We start from the raw sequence: 17,778 nt of genomic DNA on the forward strand, positions 1-17,778 counted from the left end.
GACCGCCGAGCCCCGTCGAGTGGCCCACTCAGGGGCCGGAACCGGGTCGCTTTCGCCGCACGACCGGGCCATCGGGCGACTGTTCCGCCCTGTGACGGCCCCGCTGGCTGCCCTCAGGTCCAGAAGTCGAACCACATGCGTAGGTTCCACGCCTCGCGCGGGATCGTGATGGCGGTGTGCACCGGCCAGTACCACGCGAAGCAGGCCGCGGCCAGCGTCAGGTAACCGATCACCGCGACCGCGCCCCAGCGGCGGCGCGCCGGTGAGGCGTCGGCGCGGCCGAGCACCAGCCCGAGGCAGCACACCACGACGAGCACCAGCCAGGGCACGAAGGCGACCGCGTAGAAGCTGTAGACGGTCCGCGTCTGGTAGAGGAGCCACGGCAGCCAGCCGGCGACGATCCCGGAGAGCGCGGCGCCCGCCCGCCAGTCCCGCCCCAGCAGCCACAAGAACGCCACGACCAGCAGGCCGACCGTGCCGCCCCACCAGAGCACGACGTTGCCGAGCGAGGCGATGTACTCCACGCACTCGGCGGCCTCGCACCCCTTCTCGCCCTGCTTCGGCCACTCGGCGTAGAAGAGCGTGGGCCGCCACTGCACCGTCCAGCTCCACGGGTTGGACTTCCAGGCGTGGTCGTTGGCCAGGTCGATGTGGAAGTTCCACTGCTCCTGGTGGTAGGCCCACAGCGAGCGCAGCGGGTCCGGCACGAGCCCGACCAGGCTGCCCGACGGAGCCGGGTTCTCGGCCGCCCACTGCCGCTTCCACCCCCCGGCGGTCGCGAACCACCCGGCCCAGCTCGCGACATACGTGAGCAATGCGGTCGGCACCATGAGCAGGAAGGCGGGTATGCCGTCGCGCACCACCGTGCCCGCGCGCCAGTCCCGCGCCCCGGCGGCCCGGCGAGCGCCGAGGTCCCAGGCGACGGTCATCAGCCCGAAGACGGCGAGGAAGTAGAGCCCGGACCACTTGGTCCCGATCGCCAGGCCCAGGCATACCCCCGCGGCCAGGCGCCACCACCGGATCCCGAGGCTGGGCCCCCACCAGCGGCGGGCGCGCGCCCAGGGCGACCGGGGCACGCTCACGCCGGGACCGTGCGTGCGCTCCCACCACGGCCCCCAGCGCGCGGCGAGCCGACGGCGCCCCTGCTCCCGGTCCAGCAGGAGTAGGACGAAGGCCAGGAGCACCCACCACATGAGGAAGATGTCGAGCAGCCCGATGCGCGAGGACGCGAAGTGGTGCCCGTCGACCGCGAGCAGGGTCGCCCCGCTGATCGCCAGCAGCGCGTTGCGCCACAGCAGCCACGCCGCGACGCCGAGCAGCGCGATCGACAGCGTCCCGACGGTGGCGGCCGACAGCCGCCAGCCGGTGGACGACTCGGGCCCGGTGACGAGCTCGCCGAGCCCGATCATCCACTTGCCGACGGGCGGGTGGACGATGAGGTCGGGCTGGTCGCCGAAGACGTCCGGGTCGCCCGCCGTCCAGAGCGCGTCCGGCTCCTCCAGCCCGCTCTTGATCTCCCGCTCGTGGCCGAAGCGGATCAGCGACCACCCCTGTTTGACGTAGTAGGTCTCGTCGAAGACGAGCCGGTCGGGGTAGCCGAGTCGCCAGAAGCGCAGCGCCCCGCCGACGAGGGTCAGCAGCAGGATCCCGAGCGCCGCGGCACGGCGTTGCGACGTGAGCGTCGCGGGCGCCGGGCCGAGCAGGCGCGCCCGCAGTGACTCCATACCGGTCATCGTAGGTGCTGACCCGGGACGTCCCGGGTGCCTGCCGGGGGGTGCAGGGCCGAGGGGAGTCGCCGCAGGTCGGGCGCTAGAATCAGAGGGTGGCCACCTCAACTGCTCCCAGGCAAGCGGCCCGCACGGGCCCGCCGAGCATCCTGCTGAAGACCGTCGTCGCGGTCACCGGGCTGCTCTTCGTCGGTTTCCTGCTGGTGCACATGTACGGCAACCTCATGATCCTCGTCGGGCCCGAGGCCTTCGACGAGTACGCCCACCACCTGCGGACCTTCGGTGAGCCGATGATCCCGGAGAAGGGCGTGCTCTGGGTGGCGCGGATCGGGCTGCTCGTCTCGGTGCTCCTGCACATCTGGGCGAGCATGACGTTGTGGCGCCGCGCCGGGGGCGCGCGCACCACCCGTTACGCGGGCAAGAAGAAGACCTCCTACGGCACGTTCTACGCCAAGGCCATGCGCTGGGGCGGGCTGGCGCTGCTGGCCTTCGTCGTCTTCCACATCCTGCATTTCACCACCCAGACGATCACCATCGACGGGGCCTACGCCAGCCCCGCCGAGCGGGTCATCAGCAGCTTCAGCGTCTGGTGGGCGGTGCTCATCTACGTCGCCGCGATGTTCTTCCTGGGGATGCACCTGCTGCACGGCGTCTGGGGCGCGGCGATGACGCTGGGGCTCAACACCTCGCTCAAGCGGGCCGAGCAGATCCGCTTCACGGCGATCCTGGTGGCGACGGTGGTCGTGGTCGGCTTCCTCATCCCGCCGTTGTCCATCCTGTTCGGCATCATCGACTGACGTGATTGAGGAGCGCAGCATGAGCGACACCCTGACCGAGACCGAGCCCGACCAGGACTCGTCGCTGGTGAACGGCCTCTACCGCGAGGGTGCCCCGGTCGCCGACAGCAAGGCCCCGGGCGGGGACATCTCCGAGACCTGGACCAACCGCAAGTTCGAGGCGGCCCTGGTCAACCCGGCCAACCGACGCAAGCTCTCGGTCATCATCGTCGGCACCGGGCTGGCGGGGGCCAGCGCGGGCGCGACGCTGGGCGAGGCGGGCTACCAGGTCAAGTCGTTCTGCTACCAGGACAGCCCGCGCCGCGCGCACTCCATCGCGGCGCAGGGCGGCATCAACGCGGCGAAGAACTACAAGGGCGACGGTGACTCGATCCACCGCCTCTTCTACGACACGGTCAAGGGCGGTGACTACCGCTCCCGCGAGACCAACGTCTACCGCCTCGCCGAGGTGAGCACCGACATCATCGACCAGTGCGTCGCGCAGGGCGTGCCCTTCGCTCGCGAGTACGGCGGTCTGCTCGACAACCGCAGCTTCGGCGGGGTCCAGGTCTCCCGCACCTTCTATGCCCGCGGCCAGACGGGCCAGCAGCTGCTCATCGGGGCATACCAGGCGCTGGAGCGGCAGATCGCGGCCGGCACCGTGCAGATGTATGCCCGGCACGAGATGCTCGAGCTCGTGGTCGTGGACGGCAAGGCGCGCGGCATCATCGCCCGCGACATGGTCACCGGCGAGATCGAGACCCACCTCGCGGACGCGGTCGTGCTGGCCTCCGGCGGCTACGGCAACGTCTTCTTCCTGTCCACCAACGCGATGGGCTGCAACGTCACCGCGAGCTGGCGGGCGCACCGCAAGGGCGCCTACTTCGCCAACCCCTGCTACACCCAGATCCACCCGACCTGCATCCCGCAGAGCGGTGACCACCAGTCCAAGCTGACCCTGATGAGCGAGTCGTTGCGCAACGACGGCCGCATCTGGGTGCCGAAGAACGCCGAGGACTGCGACAAGGACCCGCGCGAGATCCCCGAGGAGGACCGCGACTACTACCTGGAGCGGATCTACCCCGGCTTCGGCAACCTCGTGCCCCGCGACATCGCCTCCCGGCAGGCCAAGAACATGTGCGACGAGGGCCGCGGCGTCGGACCCGCCGTCGACGGTGTGCGGCGCGGCGTCTACCTCGACTTCGCCGACGCCATCGAGCGCATGGGTGAGGACGCCGTCCGGTCCAAGTACGGCAACCTCTTCGACATGTACGAGCGCATCGCCGGGGAGAACCCCTACCAGGTGCCGATGCGCATCTACCCGGCCGTGCACTACACGATGGGCGGGCTGTGGGTCGACTACGACCTGGAGTCCTCGATCCCGGGGCTCTTCGTCACCGGCGAGGCCAACTTCTCCGACCACGGTGCCAACCGGCTCGGTGCGTCCGCGCTCATGCAGGGTCTGGCCGACGGCTACTTCGTGCTGCCGAACACCATCCGTGACTACCTCGCCAAGGGGCCGTTCCCGAAGATCGACGACGACGACCCCGCCGTCGTCGAGTCGCAGCAGGCGGTCACCTCGCGCATCGAGCGGCTGATGAGCATCGACGGCACGCGGTCGGTCGACAGCTACCACAAGGCGCTCGGCAAGATCATGTGGGAGCAGTGCGGCATGGAGCGCTCGGAGGAGGGGCTCAAGGGGGCGATCGAGGAGATCCGCGCCCTGCGCGAGGACTTCTGGTCCAACGTGCGCGTCCTGGGCAGCGCCGAGGGGCTCAACCAGAGCCTGGAGAAGGCGGGCCGGGTCGCCGACTTCCTCGAGCTCGGCGAGCTCATGTGCGTCGACGCGCTGCACCGGCGCGAGTCGTGCGGCGGTCACTTCCGGGTGGAGAGCCAGACCGAGGACGGCGAGGCGCTGCGTCACGACGATGACTTCGCCTACGTCGCCGCCTGGGAGTGGGGTGGTGACGAGGGTGCTCCGGTGCTGCACAAGGAGGACCTCGTCTACAACTTCATCGAGCTGAAGCAGAGGAGCTACAAGTGAGGATCGCGCTGAAGATCTGGCGCCAGGAGGGTCCCGCCGACACGGGCCGGATGGTGGACTATCGGCTCGACGAGGTGAGCGAGGACAGCTCCTTCCTGGAGATGCTGGACCTGCTCAACGAGGGGCTCATCGCCGACGGCGAGGAGCCGGTCGCCTTCGACTCCGACTGCCGCGAGGGCATCTGCGGCATGTGCGGCGTCGTCATCAACGGCGAGGCGCACGGCCCCGAGCGCACCACGACGTGCCAGCTGCACATGCGCAGCTTCAACGACGGCGACGAGATCGTCATCGAGCCTGGCGTGCCGACGCCTTCCCGGTCATCAAGGACCTCTGCGTCGACCGCACCTCCTTCGACCGGATCATCCAGGCCGGCGGCTACATCTCCGCCAACACCGGCTCCGCCCCGGACGCGCACGCGACCCCGGTGCCCAAGGAGGACGCCGACCGCGCCTTCATGGCCGCCGAGTGCATCGGCTGCGGCGCCTGCGTCGCGGCCTGCCCCAACGCCTCCGGCATGCTCTTCATGGGAGCCAAGGTCACCCACCTCGGCGAGCTGCCGCAGGGCCAGCCCGAGCGCGACGCCCGGGTGGTCGCCATGACGGCCCAGCACGACCTCGAGGGCTTCGGCGGCTGCACCAACCTGGGCGAGTGCACCCGCGCCTGCCCCAAGGGCATCCCGCTCAACGTCATCGGCCAGCTCAACGGCGACTACCGCCGGGCCGGCTACGGCGCCTCCGCCGGCGACTGAGCGTCGCCCGCACCCTGATGGACACGGGTGTGTGGGGCGCGTCCCCGAGAAACCTCTGTCCAGAACGGGGAAGTGCGCGTGCTGACTGAGGACCGCGCGGCCCTGGTCCTGGCCGCCACCCCGATCGGGGACTCCCGCGACGCCAGCCCGCGCCTGCTCGACGAGCTGACCAGCGCCGGCGTCGTCGCCGCCGAGGACACCCGCCGGCTGCGCCGGCTGACCGACCGGCTCGGGATCGAGGTCGGTGGCGAGGTCGTGAGCTACCACGAGCACAACGAGGCCGCCCGCACACCCGAGCTGGTCGCGCGGATCGAGGGCGGTGACCGGGTGCTGCTCGTGACGGACGCCGGTATGCCCTCGGTGTCGGACCCCGGCTACCGCCTGGTCCAGGCGTGCGTCGCGGCCGACGTCCCGGTGACCTGCGTGCCCGGCCCGTCGGCGGTGCTCATGGCGCTCGCGGTGAGCGGCCTGCCGGTCGATCGCTTCTGCTTCGAGGGTTTCCTGCCGAGGAAGGCCGGGGAGCGCGAGCGCGTGCTGGCCGAGGTCGCCGACGACTCGCGCACCCTGGTCTTCTTCGAGGCACCTCACCGGCTCGCCGCGACCCTGACCGCCATGGCGACGGTGCTCGGCGAGGACCGGCCCGCCGCCGTCTGCCGGGAGCTGACCAAGACCTACGAGGAGGTGCGGCGCGGCACGCTGGCCGAGCTCGCGGCCTGGGCCGTCGACGGGGTCAAGGGCGAGATCACCGTGGTCGTGGCCGGTCGCCCGCGGGGAGCAGCGATGACCACCGACCCGGCCGACGTCATACCCGAGGTGCGGGAGCGGGTCGCCGCCGGGGAGCGTCTCAAGGACGTCACGCGGGACCTGGCCGGGCGGACGGGCCTGTCGGCGCGGGCGATCTACGACGAGGCCGTCCGCTCCCGCTGACCCCGCGCGGTGGGGACGTGTCGTTCGGGCAACCCTGGTCGACCGCGGTGCGGCCCCTGGTGGGGCGGGCAAGCCCATGGTTGACTGTGCCCCGGCCCGTACCGTGACGGGCTCAGACTCCACGACGAGAGGCACGCATGCGGTTCAACTGGATGGCGATCCTGGGGGGCCTGGCCGGTGGCGTGCTCGCCGGCCTGGTGGCGGTCTACGCCACGACGCAGGTGCTGCCGGGCGATGCAGGTGACCCTACGACGTGGTCGATGGTCTGGTGCGGGGCCGTCGCCGCCGTCGGCGGGGCGCTGGGGGTCGCCGCCGGGTGGTTCGTCAACGGTCGACGGGCCCGCGGCCTGGGCGGTATCGCCGCCATCACGACCCTCCTCGGCACCCTCGTCGGGACCTATGCCTGGTCGCGCAGCGACGCCGTCCCCGAGCGGGCCTGGCCCTTCCTCGTCGGCGTCATGCTCATGCTCGGCGCCGGGCTGGTCGTGCTCGCCGCTGTCTGCGGCCTGACGGCCGCGCTGCTGCGCCCGCAGTCCCTCGACGACCAGATGCCCCCGGCCCCGCGCGATCAGCTGTAGCCGGCGTCCGCCATCAGCTGGTCCCGGTGACGCCTGCGGGCGCGGCTGCGCCGCCACAGCACGACCCCGCCCCACAGGAGCAGCAGGAGCAGGAAGATCACGAGGACCGGCAGGAAGATCGCGACGAGCGACAGGGTGACCGCCGCACCGTCCTCGGCGGCCGAGACGACCGGGGTGCCCATGCCCGCCGTGCCGGCGTTGACGACCGGGCGGCTGACCGCCTTGCCGGTGTGCACGATCCCGGCGGTGACGATGCCGAGCAGCACGCCCACCCAGGGGTTGTCCTGCATGAAGGACGAGCCGGCCTCGAAGTCCTCGGCCGCCGTGGTCGCGGCGAAGATCAGGCCACCCGTCGCGGGGCGCACGAAGGTGCCGACCGCGTCGTTGATGTGGTCGACGAGCGCGACCTTGTCGAGCACGACCTCCGAGAGCAGCAGCACGGCGGCGATGCCGATGGCCCAGTTCGACTCGATCCAGGCGTACTGGTGCGGCAGGTTGACGACGTCGGTGAAGCGTGCGATCAGCGCGACGAGGATGAACGGGATGTAGGCGTTCAGCCCCGCCGCAGCCGACAGGCCGGCTCCGGTGAGGGCAGCGAGCACGTCATGGCCTCCTGACTCGGCGGCCCCCGGCGGGAGCCGTCGCCACCAGTGAACCACGCGGCATACGGGCGGGTCCCCTCCTGCCGGCCGAGGACCGGTCGGGTCGAGGAGGTATCCAGGGGGCGGCAGGGTCCTCCGACCGGCAGAGGCCGTCGCACCGTGCCCGGCCGGAGAGGCAGCGATCATGAACGTCGAACCGTGGAGGGACCTGTCCCCGGGGGACGCGGCCCCGCTCGTCGTGCGAGGTATGCAGTTCCTCCTGCGGGAGCGCGGCGCGTCCCTCGTCGTCGACGGGCTCTTCGGGCCCCTGACCGCGGCGGCCGTCGCGGCCGTCCAGTCCGACCAGGGGCTGCCGTCGACCGGGGACGTCGACACCGCGACCTGGGTTGCGCTCGTCGTCCCCACCGGTCCCGGCTCCAGCGGCGAGGCGGTGCGCGGGGTGCAGGGCTTCGACCCCGGCGGGCGGGTCGGCGTGCCCGCGCTCGCGGTGGACGGGGTGTACGGGCCTGACACCGCCGCGGCCGTCGCCGAGTTCCAGCGGCGCTGGGGGCTGAGCATCGACGGGCTCGCCGGCCGGGAGACCTGGTCGTTCCTCTCCACCATGCGCGCCGGCAGCCACGTCTGGGGCATGGCCAAGGTCGGGCACACGCAGGCGGTGAACTGGCGGGTCCGGGCGGTGCAGCACCTGCTCCGCCACCACGGCGCCTCGCTGGTCGTGGACGGCGCGTACGGCCCGGTGACGGGGGAGGCGGTGCGTTCCTGGCAGCAGACGCAGCGGGCCACCTTCATCTCCACGACGTGCGGGCAGCTCGACTGGCCCGGCCTCATCGCCACCGCACGGCTCGGCGACACCGGCGACCACGTGCGGGCGGTGCAGTCGATGCTGCACGGGCTCGCCGAGGACGGCGCCTTCGGACCGCTCACCGACGCCGCGGTCCGGGAGTTCCAGGGCATGTTCGCCCCGCCGGTCGACGGCGTCGTCGGGCCCCTGACCTGGCGCGCCCTCACGGTGCCGAAGGGGGAGTAGCGGCGCGACGGCATACCGGGCCCGACCCCACCTCCTGACCCGCCGGCCCGTTGAGGGGATGACAGGGTGTCGAGCAGGAGGCGGTATGCGGTCCACGCACGAGCAGGAGTTCGTGGAGTTCTTCGACTCCAGCTCCTCGCGGCTGCTCAGCGCGGCCTGGATGCTCACCGGGGACGGCCACGTCGCCGAGGAGCTCGTCCAGGAGGCGATGGCACGGACGTACGCCCGATGGTCCAGGGTGCGCCGCGGGAACCCTGCCGCCTACACCCGGCGGACCATCATCAACCTGCACACCGACCGCTGGCGCAAGCGGCGCCGCGAGGTGCTCACCGACGCGGTGCCCGAGCGGGCCACGTCCGACGACCCGATGTCGGTCGACCTCGTCCGTGCCCTGGCCCGGCTGCCCCGGCGTGAGCGCGAGTGCGTCGTGCTGCGTCACTACCTCGACCTCTCCGAGGCCGAGACGGCGCGCACGCTCGGTGTGGGGGTCGGCAGCGTCAAGAAGTATGCGATGAACGGTCGCCGCGCGCTGCGCGAGCTGCTGGAGGGAGTGGAGTCCCATGACTGAGGCCCGCGAGGACATCGACGAGGTCGTGGCGCTGCTCGACCGGGCCGGCGGCCACGCCCCACCGCTGCACGTGTCTCGCGAGGACGTGGTGCGGCGCGGCAGCACGATCCGTCGTGGTCGTCGGGTCGCCGCCGCCGTGTCGGCGCTCGCCGTGGCGGGGGTGCTGTGGTTCGGCTGGGCGGTCGCGCCCCTCGATGAGGACCCGGTCACGGCTCCGGCCGAGGTCACCTGGTCCGACCTCGACCTGGACGGCCGCCTCTTCGGGCTGTCGGGCGAGACCTCCTGGAACGCCGAGCTGCGGACGGTGGAGGGGGAGGAGCAGCCGGAGCTCGTCGTCTCGCGCGACGGGGAGGTCCTGCCCGAGCCGCTCGCGGCGCAGGACGGGCCGGGAGACGTCCAGGTGTTCCGCACGGACGGGCTGACGGTCGCGGTCTGGCTTCACACCGAGGACGACACCGGAGGTCAGGTGGCCTGGGGAGGACGGTGCAGCTTGTGCGTCGGCGGGGCGAGTGACGTCGACGGGGCGAGGATCGGGTATGCCGCGGCAGCAGCGGTGGACGGGCCAGGAGACCCAGGTGAGCTGTACGTGACCTCCGGTGACACGGTCGTCACCCTCACCGGCCATGAGGTGCCCTCACTGCGGCTCTCGGTAGGCGGTCGCCGATTCCTCGTCTTCCTCGATGAGAAGGCCAGCCAGTGGGGAGTCCGGGGACCGACCGACGACGACCGGATCGACGTGATGCCCACCCATGGCGGCGCCGGCATGGTCAGCGGCGTCGATGGCTCCACGTCGTGGGAGGTGACCCTCGTCCCGCCCGAGGTGAAGGCAGTGATGTCGGATGACCGCGGCGAGAACAGGTCAGCGGAACTGGCGGGGCATCAAGTCCTGCTCTCGGTCGGTGACGAATCCGGCACCGTGGACGTGGACGTCAACGTGGACGGTGAGCCTTGGCCAGCCGAGTCCTACGTTCTCTCCCAGCACGTGGAGGTCGGCGTGGGGGAGCCGCCGGTGACCTGGAGATCCACCGTCGAGGGCTTCCTGTGGCTGGATCAAGGGTCCAGCACCGAGGCGCTGTCGGTCGAGGAGGAGCTGGCAGACGGACGGGCCGTCGTGCTGCCGGTGGCTGGCGGCACCCTCGTCGTGGTCGGCGGCTGGGAGCCTCGCGCGGGGGAGGTCGCCGTCCGCATCGGCGACGACGCGGGTGGTCGCTGGGAGGCCGCCACCTCGGTACGGGTGCGCGAGCTCGTCGACGGCCGGCCGGTGACCTTCCTGGGACTTCCCGAGCTGTCGGCGACCGAGCAGGCGCAGGTCACCGATGTCGGCATGGTGGCAGGAGGAGCGCGCGACCCCGAGCCCCTGGGGCTCACTGACGTCCAGGTGGTCCCGCTCGGTGACTGAGCGGCGGTGCCGGAGGAGCGGCGCGACGGCATACCGGACTCCGGCACGTCACGGAGATCCCAGGGGTCACTCGCGCATCCCCGTGCGGGGATCTGCACGGATGACGGAGAAATACCGGCGGCATCGGTGACTTTCCCCGCCTCCTGCGACGGGTGTGGCTCACGTGACCTGCGTGAGCACCGGAGGCCGATCGCCGCCCGCGCCCCGGCCGATCGCCGCCCGCGCCCGGGACGACGCCGGGACGGGGAGGGTGCCCGCCGGGGCGCACCTAGACTGGTGACCCATGAGTCACGTCCTGTCCGCGGTCGCCTGGCCGTATGCCAACGGCCCGCGCCACATCGGTCACGTCGCCGGCTTCGGGGTGCCCTCCGACGTCTTCAGCCGCTACATGCGGATGGCGGGGCACGAGGTGCTCATGGTGTCCGGTTCGGACGAGCACGGCACGCCGATCCTGGTCCAGGCGGACAAGGCGGGGCAGAGCCCGCAGGAGTTCATCGACACCAACCACGCGCTCATCGCGGCCGACCTCACCGCGCTCGGGGTGTCTTACGACCTCTACACCCGCACCACGACCGCCAACCACGACGACGTCGTGCAGCGGATGTTCCTCGCCTGCCACCGCAACGGCTACCTCATCGAGCAGACCCAGCAGGTCGCGATCAGCCCCTCGACCGGCCGGACCCTGCCGGACCGCTACATCGAGGGCACCTGCCCGATCTGCGGGTATGCCGAGGCGCGCGGCGACCAGTGCGACAACTGCGGCAACCAGCTCGACCCGGCCGAGCTGAAGGACCCGCGCTCCAAGATCAATGGCGAGACGCCGGAGTTCCGCGACACGCAGCACTTCTTCCTCGACCTGCCGGCGCTCGCGGACGCGCTCGGGGAGTGGCTCGACGGGCGCGAGGCCAGCGGGCTGTGGCGGCCGAACGTCATCCGCTTCTCGCAGAACATCCTCTCCGAGATCCGGCCCCGGCCGATCACCCGGGACATCGACTGGGGGATCACCATCCCGCTCGATGGCTGGCGGGAGAACCCGACGAAGAAGCTCTACGTCTGGTTCGACGCCGTCATCGGCTACCTGTCCGCATCGATGGAGTGGGCCCGGCGGCTGCCGGGGGACCAGGGCGAGCGCTGGCGCGAGTGGTGGAACGGCTCGGATGCCCTGACCTACTACTTCATGGGCAAGGACAACATCACCTTCCACTCCCAGATCTGGCCGGCCGAGATGTTGGCCCACAACGGGCAGGGCAGCAAGGGCGGCGAGACCGGTCCCTTCGGCGAGCTCACCCTCCCGACCGAGGTGGTCTCCAGCGAGTTCCTCACCATGGAGGGCCGGCAGTTCTCCACCTCGCGCAACGTCGTCATCTACGTCCGCGACGTGCTGGAGCGCTACCAGCCCGATGCGCTGCGCTACTTCCTCTCCGCCGCCGCGCCGGAGACGGCCGACTCCGACTTCTCCTGGCCCGAGTTCGTCAAACGGACCAACACCGAGCTGGTCGCGGGCTGGGGCAACCTGGTCAACCGGACCGCCTCGATGATCGCGAAGAACTTCGGCGAGATCCCGCAGCCCGGTGACCTCGAGGACGTCGACCGGGCGCTGCTCGACCAGGTCGGTGAGGGCTTCGGCACGGTCGGCGGGCTCATCGCGACCCACAAGCAGAAGGCGGCGCTGGCCGAGGCGATGCGGCTGGTCGGTGAGGCCAATGCCTACGTCTCGACGACGGAGCCCTTCAAGCTCAAGGGGGACGACCAGCGCGAGCGCCTGGCGACGGTGCTGCACACCCTCGCGCAGGTCGTCGTCGACCTCAACACGATCCTGTCGCCCTACCTGCCGCACAGCTCGACCGCCGTGCACCGGGCGCTCGGCGGCGAGGGCGACTTCCAGCCGATGCCGCGGCTGGAGACGGTCACCGACCTCGACGACAGCTCGCGGCCGGACTACCCGGTCATCACCGGCGACTACTCCGCCGCGCCGCGCTGGGAGCACCGCCCGGTCGTGGTGGGTGCGCAGGTGGCCAAGCCGTCGCCGATCTTCACCAAGCTCGACCCCTCGGTGGTCGAGGAGGAGCGGGCCCGCCTGGGTCTGGTCGACGACCCCGCCGGCGCCGCGGTATGACGCCCGCCCACCGCCGGCCCGACCTGGGCAAGTCTCTGCACCGCCGGCCTGACCTGGGCAAGGCTCTGCACCGCCGGCCCGACCTGGGCAAGGCTCTGCACCGGAAGCACGGTCGAGAAGGGCGCATCGGGTGCACAACCTTGCCCAGGTCGATGATGGCGTCGCCGCGGCAGGTCGTGCCATGAGTGACGAGCGGCTGGCCGACCGGCCGCCGGCTCCTGACCCGCTGCCGATCGCGGTGGCGGACAACCACTGCCACCTCGACAGCCGCCGGGAGGGTGCCGAGCTGCTGCCCGTCGAGCAGATGGTGCGGGAGGCAGCCGCCGTCGGGGTGGACCGGCTGGTGCAGATCGGCTGCGACATCGAGTCGGCCCGGTGGACGGCGCAAGTGGTCGACGAGCACCCGGCCCTGCTCGGCGGGGTCGCCATCCACCCCAACGAGGCCCCGGGTCACGAGGCCGCCGGTGACCTCGACGCGGTGATCGACGAGATCGGCGCGCTGGCGGGGCATACCCGGATCCGGGTGATCGGGGAGACCGGCCTGGACTACTTCCGGACCGGCGAGGAGGGCGTCGCCGCGCAGCAGCACTCCTTCCGCCGGCACATCGCCCTGGCCAAGCAGCTCGGCCTCGCGCTGCAGATCCACGACCGGGACGCCCACGACGACGTGCTGCGCATCCTCGCCGAGGAGGGCGCACCGGAGAAGACGGTGCTGCACTGCTTCTCCGGCGACATGGAGATGGCGAGGGAGTGCGTGCGGCGCGGCTACTACCTGTCGTTCGCGGGCACGGTGACCTTCAAGAGCGCGAAGGACCTGCGCAACGCCCTGGCGGTGACGCCCGTCGAGCACCTGCTCGTCGAGACCGACGCGCCCTACCTCACACCCACGCCGCACCGCGGCCAGGTCAACGCGCCCTACCTCGTCCCGCTCACGGTGCGGGCGATGGCGGCGACGCTCAACACCTCCGTGCCGCAGCTGTGCGAGGCCCTCTCGGCGACCAGCGAGGCGGTCTACGGCCCCTGGTGAGGCGACGCGCAAGCCCAGGAGACGTGCCGCCTCGGCCTGGCGGGGGTCAGGAGCGGCACCAGCACCAGCGTGGCAGACCCTCGCGCGCCCCGGCGAGAGGAGGCTCACGGGTGCCTCCGAGCCTGGCGGAGCACCCCGGTGCGGGAGAGGTCGGGGTGGGACGTCGGGTGAGAGGATGCCGGGCGTGAGCGAGCGACCGACCCGCAGGCCGTCCTCCGGTGCGCAGGGCGACACCGGCGGGACCGACGCCGCGCTGCTGGGGCCGGCGCAGGTGCGTGACCTGGCGGCCCGGCTCGGGATCCGGCCGACCAAGCAGTGGGGGCAGAACTTCGTCATCGACAAGGGCACCGTCCGACGCATCGTCCGCGCCGCCGACGTCGGCACCGATGACGTCGTGCTGGAGGTCGGGCCCGGGCTGGGCTCGCTCACCCTGGGCCTCCTCGCGCAGGTGCGCCAGGTCACCGCGGTGGAGATCGACCCGGCGCTCGCGGCCCAGCTGCCGCAGACGGTCGCCGAGCACGCCCCGGACCTGGCCGGCCGGCTGACGGTGCTGCACGCCGACGCCCTGCGGGTCGACACCCTGCCCGACCCGCAGCCCACCGCCCTCGTCGCCAACCTGCCCTACAACGTCGCCGTCCCCGTCGTGCTGCACCTCCTCGCGAACGTGCCCACGCTTCGGACCGTGCTCGTCATGGTGCAGCTCGAGGTCGCCGAACGGCTCGCCGCGGCGCCCGGCGGCAGGGTCTACGGCGTGCCCAGCGTCAAGGCCGCCTGGTATGCCGACGTCACCGGCGCCGGGCGGATCGGCCGCAGCGTCTTCTGGCCCGCGCCCAACGTCGACTCCGGCCTGGTGCGCATGGTCCGCCGGGACCCGCCGCCGGTGGACGTGACCCGCGAGCAGGTCTTCGCCGTCGTCGACGCGGCCTTCGCACAGCGCCGCAAGACGCTGCGCGCGGCGCTCGCGGGGTGGGCCGGGTCGGCGGCGCAGGCGGAGGCATACCTGCGGGCGGCGGGGGTCGACCCCCGGGCGCGCGGCGAGGTGCTGACCGTCGCCGACTTCGCCCGCATCGCCGAAGCCGCAGGTCAGCGCCCCTGACGCGCTCCTCGAGCCGACACCATAGGGTGAAGCCATGACGTTGGGCACGCAGGCGCAGACGGTGACCGTCCGGGTGCCCGGCAAGATCAACCTGGGCCTGTCGGTCGGCCCGCTGCGCGACGACGGCTACCACGAGCTGTCCACCGTCTACCATGCCGTCAGCCTCTACGACACCGTCAGCGTGCAGCCGGCCGACTCCTGGTCGGTGCACGTCACCGGGCCCTGGGGCGAGCACGTGCCGACCGACGACAGCAACCTCGCCCTCGTCGCGGCCAGGACCCTCGCCAAGCGCCGCGCACGCAAGGCCAAGGTCGACCCGGTGCGCATCGACATCGACAAGCACATCCCCGTCGCCGGCGGCATGGCCGGGGGCAGCGCCGACGCCGCGGCCACCCTTGTCGGGTGCCGTGAGCTGTGGGGGCTGGACCACCTCGAGAACGACCTGCTCGAGCTCATGGGCGCCAGCCTCGGCTCGGACATCCCCTTCCTGCTGCACGGCGGCACCGCGATGGGCAGCGGGCGCGGCGAGCAGGTCACCTCCGTGCTCGCGCGCGGCGAGCTGCACTGGGTGCTGTGGGCCGGCGAGGGGCTCTCGCTGTCCACCCCCCAGGTGTATGCCGAGTGCGACCGGCTCCGCGAGGAGGCCGGGGTGACGCCGGGCCCGCCGGAGCCGAGCGGTGAGCTCATGACGGCGCTGCGCCGGATGGACACCGACGAGGTGGCGGCGGCGCTGCACAACGACCTGCAGGAGGCCGCGATCTCGCTGGAACCGGTCCTGGCCGAGGCGCTCTCGGCCGGGCTCGACCTCGGTGCGCGCGCGGGCATCGTCTCCGGCTCCGGACCGACGGTGGCCTTCCTCGTCGGGTCGCAGACCGAGGCGATCGACCTGTCCGTCGGCCTCGCCGCCAACGGCCCCACCGGCGACATCGAGCGGGCCGTCGGCCCGGTCCCCGGCGCGCAGATCATCCACCAGCGCAGCAGCCCCGAGCCGCCGCGCGCCCGCCCCGACACCGACCGCTCCGGCCCGCTCGGCCCGGTGATCGGCTGATGGCGGGGAGGCCGCCCGCCAGCCTCGTCACCCTCGCCGACGCCCACCTGCTCGCCGGCACCCAGGTGCTCCTCGACGAGGTCTCCGTCGGCGTGCTCGACGGGGACCGCATCGGCGTGGTCGGCCGCAACGGCGGGGGCAAGACCTCGCTGCTCTCGGTGCTCACCGGGGACCGGCCGCTCGACGCCGGCCGGGTCATCCGCACCGGCGACGTCACCGTGGGCATGCTCAGCCAGACCGACGTGCTCGACCCGGACGCGGCGGTGCGCCAGGTCGTCCTCGGCGACCTCGACGAGCACGAGTGGGCCGGCGACGCGCGGGTCCGGCACGTCATCGACGGGCTGCTCGGCGACAGCGCCGGCGCCGTCGGCGGGTGGGAGGCGAGCGTCGGTCCGCTCTCCGGCGGGGAGCGGCGCCGGCTCGCCCTCGCCGCGCTCCTCGTGGCCGACCCCGACCTGCTCGTCCTCGACGAGCCGACCAACCACCTGGACGTCGAGGGGGTCGCCTGGCTCGCGGCATACCTCTCGGGGCGGCGGCCGAGACCGGGCGGCGCGCTCGTCGTCGTCACCCACGACCGGTGGTTCCTCGACGCCGTCTCCACGCTGACCTGGGAGGTCGCCGATGGCGAGGTCCACACCTACGAGGGCGGGTATGCCGCCTACGTCCTGGCCAAGGTCGAGCGGCAGCGCGTCGCCCGGGTGACCCAGGAGAGGCGGGAGAATCTCGCCCGCAAGGAGTTGGCCTGGCTGCGCCGGGGAGCGCCCGCGCGCACGAGCAAGCCGAAGTTCCGCATCGAGGCGGCGACCGAGCTCATCCAGGGTGAGCCGCCGCCCCGGGACAGCGTCGAGCTGGTGCGCTTCGCGACGACCCGGCTCGGCAAGGACGTCCTCGACCTGCTCGACGCCACCGTGCGGGTGGGGGAGCGCGACCTGCTCACCGATGTCACCTGGCGGATCGGACCGGGCGACCGATATGGCGTCGTCGGCGTCAACGGCGCGGGCAAGTCGACCCTGCTGCGGGTGCTGCTGGGCCAGCACCCGCTGGCCGCGGGCAAGCTCAAGACCGGCAAGACGGTGCGGATGGCGTGCCTGTCACAGGAGCTGCGCGAGCTGGACCGGGTCGCCGGCTGGTCGGTCATCGACGCGATCACCGAGGTGCGATCGTTCACGGTGATCGGGGGCAAGGAGGTGAGCGCGAGCTCGCTGGCCAAGCGGCTGGGCTTCTCCGGCGGGCGGCAGCAGTCGCGGGTCGGGGATCTCTCCGGCGGGGAGCGGCGGCGGCTGCAGTTCGTCCGGCTGCTCATGGACGAGCCCAACGTGCTGCTGCTGGACGAGCCGACCAACGACCTGGACATCGACACCCTCACCGCGATGGAGGACGTGCTCGACGGATGGGCCGGGACCCTGCTCGTCGTCTCCCACGACCGCTACCTGCTGGAGCGCATGACCGACCGGCAGGTGGCGCTGCTCGGGGACGGCAGCTTGCGGGACCTGCCGGGCGGCGTGGAGGAATACCTCCGGCTTCGCGAGGGTATGAGCTCGGCCGGCCGGACCAGGGGGTCTGCGGCGTCCCCCTCGGGCACGCCGACCGCGGCGCGGGTGGGCGGACCGGCCGCCGGTGGGTCGGGGTCTGGCTCCTCGTCGCGCAGCCCGGCCCAGGTGCGCGAGGCCCGCAAGACGCTGGCGCGGGTGGAGAAGGCCCTGGACCGGCTGCATACCCAGCAGCAGCGGCTGCACGAGCAGATGGCCGCCGTGGCGACCGATCCCGACGAGCTGGCCCGGCTGACCGCCCGCGACGCCGAGCTCACCGCGCAGGAGGAGGCGCTCGAGACCGAGTGGCTCGAGGCCTCCGAGGTGGCCGAGGCGTAGCCGCGTCCCGAGACGTCAGTGCGTCGGTGCCGGTGGCTGCGGTGCGCGCTCGCCGAGGGCCTGGGTCACCGACGCCGCCACGGCGGCGCCGGTCACCATCGGCACCAGGACGGCCGGGGGGAGGAAGACCAGCAGGATGAGGACGGAGGCGAGCGGTCGACGCAGCACAGCCGTGCCGGTGGCGGCTGCCGCGCCGGCGCCCAGGACGAACCGCGAGGGCAGCGGTG

The 17,778-nt window shown here is 72.3% G+C and carries 15 protein-coding genes and 1 pseudogene; 13 read left to right on the top strand and 3 right to left on the bottom strand.

Features of this window, described 5'->3' with window-relative positions:
• Positions 1 to 113: 113 nt before the first annotated feature.
• On the bottom strand, positions 114 to 1,724 hold the full coding sequence (locus BJF86_RS04750) for a dolichyl-phosphate-mannose--protein mannosyltransferase (RefSeq protein ID WP_083652721.1): 1,611 nt from the start codon (positions 1,722 to 1,724) through the stop codon (positions 114 to 116).
• Between the two features lie 98 nt (positions 1,725 to 1,822).
• Between BJF86_RS04750 and BJF86_RS04755 the strand changes: the two genes are divergently transcribed.
• The 5 genes and pseudogenes from BJF86_RS04755 to BJF86_RS04775 all read left to right on the top strand — a co-directional run bounded on the left by BJF86_RS04755 (position 1,823) and on the right by BJF86_RS04775 (position 6,800).
• Positions 1,823 to 2,524: a succinate dehydrogenase cytochrome b subunit gene (locus BJF86_RS04755; RefSeq protein ID WP_075817164.1), complete on the top strand. Its 702-nt coding sequence runs from the start codon at positions 1,823 to 1,825 to the stop codon at positions 2,522 to 2,524.
• Between the two features lie 19 nt (positions 2,525 to 2,543).
• Positions 2,544 to 4,547 (top strand): fumarate reductase/succinate dehydrogenase flavoprotein subunit, encoded by a 2,004-nt coding sequence (locus tag BJF86_RS04760; protein WP_075817165.1) that lies wholly within the window; start codon positions 2,544 to 2,546, stop codon positions 4,545 to 4,547.
• Positions 4,544 to 5,295, top strand: a pseudogene (locus tag BJF86_RS04765) (succinate dehydrogenase/fumarate reductase iron-sulfur subunit). Before BJF86_RS04760 ends, BJF86_RS04765 begins: the two are co-directional and overlap by 4 nt.
• A gap of 81 nt (positions 5,296 to 5,376) precedes the next feature.
• On the top strand, positions 5,377 to 6,222 hold the full coding sequence (gene rsmI, locus BJF86_RS04770) for a 16S rRNA (cytidine(1402)-2'-O)-methyltransferase (RefSeq protein ID WP_075817377.1): 846 nt from the start codon (positions 5,377 to 5,379) through the stop codon (positions 6,220 to 6,222).
• A 137-nt stretch (positions 6,223 to 6,359) separates the two neighbouring features.
• Complete coding sequence (locus BJF86_RS04775) at positions 6,360 to 6,800, top strand: hypothetical protein (RefSeq protein WP_075817166.1); 441 nt, start codon at positions 6,360 to 6,362, stop codon at positions 6,798 to 6,800.
• On the opposite strand, the gene BJF86_RS04780 is transcribed toward BJF86_RS04775, so the two are convergent.
• The gene (locus BJF86_RS04780; protein ID WP_075817167.1) at positions 6,791 to 7,402 is read right to left on the bottom strand and encodes a DUF4126 domain-containing protein; all 612 of its coding nucleotides are present in this window, start codon (positions 7,400 to 7,402) and stop codon (positions 6,791 to 6,793) included. The genes BJF86_RS04775 and BJF86_RS04780 overlap by 10 nt on opposite strands.
• A gap of 184 nt (positions 7,403 to 7,586) precedes the next feature.
• Here BJF86_RS04780 and BJF86_RS04785 point away from each other — a divergent pair, with 184 nt between their 5' ends.
• The 8 genes from BJF86_RS04785 (at position 7,587) to BJF86_RS04820 (ending at position 17,551) form a co-directional block, all read left to right on the top strand.
• Positions 7,587 to 8,429 carry a peptidoglycan-binding domain-containing protein gene (locus BJF86_RS04785; RefSeq protein WP_075817168.1) on the top strand — a complete coding sequence of 281 codons (843 nt, stop codon included), beginning with the start codon at positions 7,587 to 7,589 and terminating at the stop codon, positions 8,427 to 8,429.
• 85 nt (positions 8,430 to 8,514) lie between these two features.
• Positions 8,515 to 8,997: a SigE family RNA polymerase sigma factor gene (locus BJF86_RS04790; protein ID WP_075817169.1), complete on the top strand. Its 483-nt coding sequence runs from the start codon at positions 8,515 to 8,517 to the stop codon at positions 8,995 to 8,997.
• Positions 8,990 to 10,396 carry a hypothetical protein gene (locus BJF86_RS04795; protein ID WP_075817170.1) on the top strand — a complete coding sequence of 469 codons (1,407 nt, stop codon included), beginning with the start codon at positions 8,990 to 8,992 and terminating at the stop codon, positions 10,394 to 10,396. Before BJF86_RS04790 ends, BJF86_RS04795 begins: the two co-directional genes overlap by 8 nt.
• A gap of 283 nt (positions 10,397 to 10,679) precedes the next feature.
• Positions 10,680 to 12,512, top strand: coding sequence for a methionine--tRNA ligase (gene metG, locus BJF86_RS04800; RefSeq protein ID WP_075817171.1), 1,833 nt, complete (start codon positions 10,680 to 10,682; stop codon positions 12,510 to 12,512).
• 181 nt (positions 12,513 to 12,693) lie between these two features.
• Positions 12,694 to 13,539, top strand: a complete 846-nt coding sequence (locus tag BJF86_RS04805; RefSeq protein WP_075817172.1) for a TatD family hydrolase — start codon at positions 12,694 to 12,696, stop codon at positions 13,537 to 13,539.
• Positions 13,540 to 13,723: 184 nt separating this feature from the next.
• Positions 13,724 to 14,635 carry a 16S rRNA (adenine(1518)-N(6)/adenine(1519)-N(6))-dimethyltransferase RsmA gene (gene rsmA / locus BJF86_RS04810; RefSeq protein ID WP_414819929.1) on the top strand — a complete coding sequence of 304 codons (912 nt, stop codon included), beginning with the start codon at positions 13,724 to 13,726 and terminating at the stop codon, positions 14,633 to 14,635.
• Between the two features lie 34 nt (positions 14,636 to 14,669).
• Positions 14,670 to 15,683: a 4-(cytidine 5'-diphospho)-2-C-methyl-D-erythritol kinase gene (locus tag BJF86_RS04815; protein WP_075811030.1), complete on the top strand. Its 1,014-nt coding sequence runs from the start codon at positions 14,670 to 14,672 to the stop codon at positions 15,681 to 15,683.
• The gene (locus BJF86_RS04820; protein ID WP_075811031.1) at positions 15,683 to 17,551 is read left to right on the top strand and encodes an ABC-F family ATP-binding cassette domain-containing protein; all 1,869 of its coding nucleotides are present in this window, start codon (positions 15,683 to 15,685) and stop codon (positions 17,549 to 17,551) included. The genes BJF86_RS04815 and BJF86_RS04820 overlap by 1 nt, the downstream gene beginning before the upstream one ends.
• 15 nt (positions 17,552 to 17,566) lie before the next feature.
• Here BJF86_RS04820 and BJF86_RS17865 read toward each other — a convergent pair whose 3' ends face one another.
• Complete coding sequence (locus tag BJF86_RS17865) at positions 17,567 to 17,719, bottom strand: hypothetical protein (RefSeq protein WP_158068375.1); 153 nt, start codon at positions 17,717 to 17,719, stop codon at positions 17,567 to 17,569.
• Positions 17,720 to 17,778: the final 59 nt, after the last annotated feature.

It is taken from the genome of Serinicoccus sp. CNJ-927 (assembly GCF_001942435.1).
GTDB lineage: Bacteria > Actinomycetota > Actinomycetes > Actinomycetales > Dermatophilaceae > Ornithinicoccus > Ornithinicoccus marinus.